This is a genomic window from Bartonella sp. OD88NMGDW, assembly GCF_042193775.1.
In the GTDB taxonomy this organism is placed as follows: Bacteria; Pseudomonadota; Alphaproteobacteria; order Rhizobiales; family Rhizobiaceae; genus Bartonella; species Bartonella grahamii.
In genome coordinates this window covers 1-6449 of the sequence record NZ_JBHIMA010000024.1, presented here as the reverse complement: position 1 = coordinate 6449, position 6449 = coordinate 1, and the positions used below count along the sequence as shown (strand labels likewise).

The window sequence follows — 6449 nt, the reverse complement described above, 5'->3', positions numbered from 1 at the left end:
CCAGAGCGACTAATATAGTCGTGGTCTTTATTGATCGTGGTGATCACCACGGGACCATGGAGAAGGACACTATAGGTGGTATCATTGATCCAACGAAGCATCTGCACCGGCTTTGCTCTTCGGATAGTTGTGGTGATAGCATCTATCGCTACCCGGTCCCCAAATTCTTCTGGAAACCAAACCCCATGAATGGTTTTTGCATCATTACCATAGCCGGTAAATTGCAAACTGGGTGCCTTGCCAAAACGCTCCATACAAACCCATGAGGCAGAAAACTCTTCTTCAAAAGATTGGAAATTCAGCCAATCCACATAAAATTGATGCGGACCTAACATCATCAAAGGATCTCTCATAGGCTCCCTCCCCTTATTCTGTCCCGCCATGCAGAGCATTGGCACGTGCCCGTTGCAAAGCATGGGCAACCGCACGAGCAGTGGCCACAGGATCACGGGCACCATTGACATGCACTGTGACATTTTGATTGTGTGTGATGGGGGAGCGCTCTTTCTCTCCTTGTTCTCTACCCGATGGATTTGCATGCCCCGCCCCCGCAAATTGTGCAATCGGTTGAATGGCTGTTGTGCCTCCCAAAAAACTTGGCAAAAATTCTCTTACATCAATGGAACCAATCCACCCCTTAATAATGATTGTCACGTTACCTCTTGCATCAGCAGCAGTTAAATCGTTTCTAAGCCAATCTAAAGATTTATTGATTTGCGCCTGCACAGACTGTCCCATCAAACGAACCGTATAGCTTGGATAATTGTGAAGCTGCACATAGTGAACATCTCCATAATCCCAAGAATAACTCAAACTCCCCCTTATCGAGCGAATATTTCCACCCGAAATGGGAACCAAACTTTCAGTAACATCTGCATTAAAATGCAATAATTGATTACGGTATTTTTTGATTTCCGATACCATTCTTGAAACTGCACTTATAGCACAGGCATCTTTGTAAAAACTGAATTCTTGAGGATTTGTACAATTACCAACATTATTGGCATAATCATGATTCCCTAGCCCCTCATAGACAGGTGCTCCAAGAGTTTTATAAACATTTTCATAATCATCATAGTTTTTTTGTTGTCCAAACTCCGTCAGATCACCATTGACAATATGGAACGCGGCCTTGTGCGCTTTTATCACGCCAGCAACCTGCTCATTTATCTTTAACCACGGCTCTCTGTTTGATATTCCATTGGCATCACCAGAGTTTAAACGCCACGGTTGCGGATCAGCCATGATGATAGCAGTATAATTTTTTGCAAGAGACTTTTCTTTCATCGACCAATCCATGAATGCATCATGATAAAGCCTATTGTCCCTTCTTAACTTTTCAGAATCAAGATTAAAACAACCAGAGAGAGTAAAAGCAATCACGGTGATTACCAATTCAACTTTATATCTCATAAGCCTATCACCATAAAAACGTTATATATTTTTTTATAAAAAATTCCTCAGAAACAATTTTTTAGATTTTCTTGTCAAGAATGTGTCAAAAATTCAAAATAACGAAAGCGGTTATTCTTCAATGAAGGCGCACTTTGATGATATCAAAGCATCATCAGTTTCAAGCCTTCAACTTGAAGCATCTTCATTGTTTGAGATTTATAAGTTCTGCCTCTTTCAAATGCCATTGATATATCAACAGCTTATCAAAAACTAGGCATTTATCAGAAACCTAGCAAGTGTTCGTATACTATTAAAATATCCCAAACAGGAGAAACAAACGTATGCTGTATGCTCGAGAAGCCATCTCCGTTAGATAGCAAAATCAAACACATTAGAATCTTATGAAAGATAAAGTAGGAATAATCAAAATGCTAAAAACAGTGTTTGGGTATTACTGTCATAACTAACTCTGGAAAGACCACAAACTGTAAGAAATATTACAGAAAATATTATTATTAATTTATAAAATTCATATGAACAATAATATAAAATATATCAAAACATAATAAAATTAACATTTTTACAAAATAGTTTTATAATAAATTTAATTATGTAATATAAAGTAATCACTTTATGATTATAAATACGTTATGTATTAAATATAAATATGTAAAAAATTTAATATCAATTATTTTTTAGCTTTGACAAGCAGTAGAAAATAAAATACTTATAAAGGCTATTACTGAAATTAATAACAACTATCCATTTTCACTTCTTCTTATGAAGTTCGCGGGGAAATGAATTTTTGGGGCTCTCATAAGGAGAATGCTAGTGTATAAAACATCCCTTTTATCATGCACGGCTGCAGCCGCTATCATCCTATTCAACATCCAGTTCACTGCACATGCTGCAACCCTCGAAGTATCTACGGGAGAAGAAAAACCATCCAACCAAACCTTTGAGATTATTCATGCAAAAACCGGTGGTCAAATCATTGGAACGAATGTAACAGTGATCGGGAACAAAAATACAAACTCAAGTGAAAACAAGAATGTTTATGCTGTAACTGCTGAAGGCGTTAACAGTGCGATTACATTACAGGGTAGCACAACCATTAAAGGGACTGATTCTGTTATTTCCTTAGGCGTTGAAGCAAAAGACGATGCTAAATTTCAAATGACTGGGGGATCCATTACAGTTTCCGATATTGGTGCTCTCTTCTGGAATAATAATAACAAAGAAAGTATGCTAAAAGATGTGACGATATCGAGTGGTGAAAACAAAGCGCCACTGAATTTTGGAGTAATGTTAGACAAAAACGGTACAGTCACTTTAGAAAATGTAAAAGTAACGCAAGCAATAAATGCCACAGTTGCATATGATCATTCAACAATAACAATTTCTGGAGGATCATTTGACGCAAAAGATGCAGCAATATCTGCTAAAAATGGTAGCACTGTTACTTTAACAAACAATGCGCAAATTACATCATCTGATGACGCTGGGCTCGCAGCAAAAACACAATCCACCATCACAATGACTAAGGGAACTGTGACAGGAAAAATCGCGGCATTGATTGCAGAAGACGGTGGACATGTTAAGGTCACTGATGTTATTTTAAAAACAAAGGGAGCTGGAACAGATGAACCAGCTGAGGGCTCTGGCTATACCGATGGTTTCGGTGCATTTTCTAAAGGCTCTAACAGTGTGATTGAGTTGGAAAACACTACTATTAGCGATGCGAAAATTGGGCTTACAGCACAAGATGGTGGCGCAATCAACATGACTGGGGGGACCATCACAGCTTCCAAGGTTGGAGCTCTCTTCGAAAGCAGTAATAGCGACAAAAACAAACTGGAAAATATAACGATATCAAGTAGTAAAGACGGTGCACTATTAATCAGTGGAATAGACGCAGATAAAAGTACTGTCACTTTAAAAGATGTAAAAGTGACTCAAGCACAGCACGCCATAATTGCGGATCATGATTCCACAATAAAAATTTCTGGCGGATCATTTGAGGCAAAAGGAGACACAATACAAGCCATCAGTGGCAGCAACATTGTTTTAACTGATGTTAAACAGATTACATCATCTGATTCCAATGGACTCGCAGCAACATCAAACTCCACAATCGTAATGACAGATGGAACCGTAACTGGGAAAAAAACAGCATTGGCTGCTGCAGACGGCGGACATATTAAGGTCACAGATGTTGCTCTAAAAACAGTAGGAGTAGATGCGCTCACTGAGGGCGCTGGTATTATATATGGATTCGGTGCATTCGCAAATGGCGATAACAGTGTAATTGAATTGCTTGGAAAAACGACCATTAGTGATGGTATAATCGGGCTTGAAGCACAAGATGGTGGCGCAATAAGCATGGCTGGGGGAACCATTACAGCTTCCAAAGTTGGTGCTGTTTTCTTTAACAGTAAGAGCGACAAAAACAAACTGGAAAATGTGACAATATCAAATGCTAAAGAAGAGGAACCGCTACTCTTTGGAGTAAAAGCAGACGAAGACAGTAAAGTTGCTTTAAAAAATATAGAATTTGTTCAAGCAGACAGTGGTATATCAGCAGATAATTCTTCCACAATAACAGTCTCGGGAGGATCATTTGATGCAAAAAAGGTAACGGTACATGCTGAAAACGGCAGCACCATTACTTTAACCGATAATGCTCAGATTGCATCATCTGGTAACGTTGGACTCGTAGGAGAAACACAATCTACAATCACGATGATAGGAGGATCCGTAACTGGGAGAGAAGCAGCATTGGCTGCAAAAACGGGTGGTCATATTACAGTCACAGATGTTGCTCTAAAAATAAAAGCAATACCAGATGCACAAGCTCAAGGTTCTGATATTATATCTGGGTTCGGTGCATTTTCTGAAGGCGCGGACAGTGTGATTGAATTGCTTGGAAAAACGACCATTAGTGATAGTATAATCGGGCTTCAAGTGCAAAAAAGTGGTGCAGTCAAGATGACTGGAGGAACCATTAAGGCTTCTATGGCTGGTGCTGTTTTCTCTAACACTAAGAGCGACAAAAACAAGCTGGAAAATGTGACAATATCAAGTACTAAAGACGGTGAGCTACTAATCAATGGAGTAGACGCAGACAACGACAGTGCCGTCGCTTTAAAAAACGTAACAGTAATGCAAGCAAATAGCGCCATAATAGCAGACAATTCTTCTACAGTAACAGTCTCTGGCGGATCATTTGATGCGAAACATGTAACAATAGGTGCTCTAAAAGGCGGCAGCGTCATTTTAACCGATAATGCGCAAATTATATCATCCGAAGACAGCGGACTCTATGCACATGACAATGGCACAATCAGCATGACTGGAGGAACCATTAAAGCCTCCTATAATGGTGCTGGCTTTGTGAGCAGTGAGAGCGATAAAAACAAACTGGAAAATGTGACAATATCAAGTTCTAAAGACAATGAGCTACTACAATATGGAATAGAAGCAGACAAAAACAGTACAGTCACTTTAAAAAATGTAACTGTCACTCAAGCAACCAGTGCCATAGTTGCAGATGATCACTCGACAATAACAGTCTCTGGAGGATCATTTGATGGAGAACTCGATGGAATATATGCTTCAAATGGCAGCACGGTTATTATCGACAACAAGACTGAGATTACAACATCCAGTGGTTATGGACTCCATGCTGATGGTGCACAATCCAAGATCACAATGACTGGAGGGACAGTAAGTGGATGGGGTACAGGCACATTGTTTGCCGAAAACAGCGGACAGATTGATGTCACTGGTATTACTATAACATCGACAGATGGCACCGGAGACGGTGCACATGCCGATGGCTCTGGCAGCATAATTGAATTACATAATACAACGATTAAAGATGTTTCAACAGGGCTTATGGCATACGAAGAAGCTACAATCAAGATGACTGGAGGTTCTATTACGGCTTCTATAATAGGCGCTTCTTTTAATAACAGTAAAAGCGCTGAGAACAAGCTAGAAAATGTGAAAATATCAAGTGGTAAAGACGATGACCAACAACTTTTCGGGGTAGTAGCCACTCATGACAGCAACCTTACTTTGAAAAATGTAACAGTTACTCAAGAAAATATAGGCATAGCCTCTGCTTTTAATTCTCAAATAAACGTATCAGGGGGAGAGTTTAATGTAAAAGACTCAGGGGCATATGCTCAGAGTGATAGCACCATTATCATAAAAGACAATGCTCAAATTAATGCATCTGATGGCAGTGGACTCCATGCAAGCGGTCCACAATCCCAAATCACAATGACAGACGGAACTGTGTTTGGGAAAAAAGCTGCATTGTATACAGAAAACGGCGGGCATATTGATGTGACAAATGTTTCTGCAACGGCACAAATCGGTGGTTTGCAGATCATGTCTCTCTCTTACACAGATCCTGATAATCCCCAAAAACGTAAAAGCAGTGAAATCAATTTGGTCAATACAAAACTTCATGTTGAAAATGGTGCTGGAATTCTTATTGGAGCTTTCACTGACAACGATATTGAAAATAATACAAATCTGGCAATCGGTACCGCAAATCTCAAAAATTCAGAAATCCATGCCGATGTTTTACTAGGAAACGGCATTTATTGGAAAGATAAAGAGTTTTGGAACCAGGTAGGTTTAAAATCGATCTCCAACGGCACCTTCACATTAAGCGCAGATCAGTCTATTCTAGAGGGCAGAGCAAATATTGCTAAAGACAGAAATGTGCACTTTGATCTGAAAAACAATACAAAATGGACGTTGAAAATCAGCAAAAATGAAAAAGATGATGATGGCAATCTCCTTGATATCGCTCAAAGATCTCGTTCTGATATTTCCACGCTTAATCTCGATAACAGCTCCATTATCTTTAATGGACCAACAGAAGATCATTACCAAACATTGCATATAGGTTCTGGTAAACCAGACACGCAAGAAGTCTACAATGCAACGGGTGATGCAAATATTTACTTCAACATTGCTTGGAGTGATGGTGCTGCAATAAATGACCAAAAAACCGATAGACTTTTGATCCATGGGGA

At 39.4% G+C, this 6449-nt stretch carries 3 protein-coding genes; 1 reads left to right on the top strand and 2 read right to left on the bottom strand.

Annotation, left to right across the window (positions count from 1 at the left end):
• Both ACFIJR_RS08575 and ACFIJR_RS08570 read right to left on the bottom strand, forming a co-directional pair.
• A partial coding sequence (locus ACFIJR_RS08575) for a phage tail protein (protein WP_375654015.1) occupies positions 1 to 353 on the bottom strand: 353 nt, incomplete at its 3' end.
• Positions 354 to 366: 13 nt separating this feature from the next.
• Entirely contained in the window at positions 367 to 1413 is a 1047-nt protein-coding gene (locus ACFIJR_RS08570) for a metallophosphoesterase (protein ID WP_375654013.1), read from the bottom strand.
• Between the two features lie 813 nt (positions 1414 to 2226).
• Here ACFIJR_RS08570 and ACFIJR_RS08565 point away from each other — a divergent pair.
• Positions 2227 to 6449 (top strand): beta strand repeat-containing protein (locus ACFIJR_RS08565; RefSeq protein WP_375654012.1); only part of this gene is annotated, 4223 nt, incomplete at its 3' end.

Coding starts and splice junctions, on each gene's coding strand:
- ACFIJR_RS08570 (WP_375654013.1), bottom strand. CDS start 1,413: ATGAGATATAAAGTTGAATTGGTAATCACCGTGATTGCTTTTACTCTC.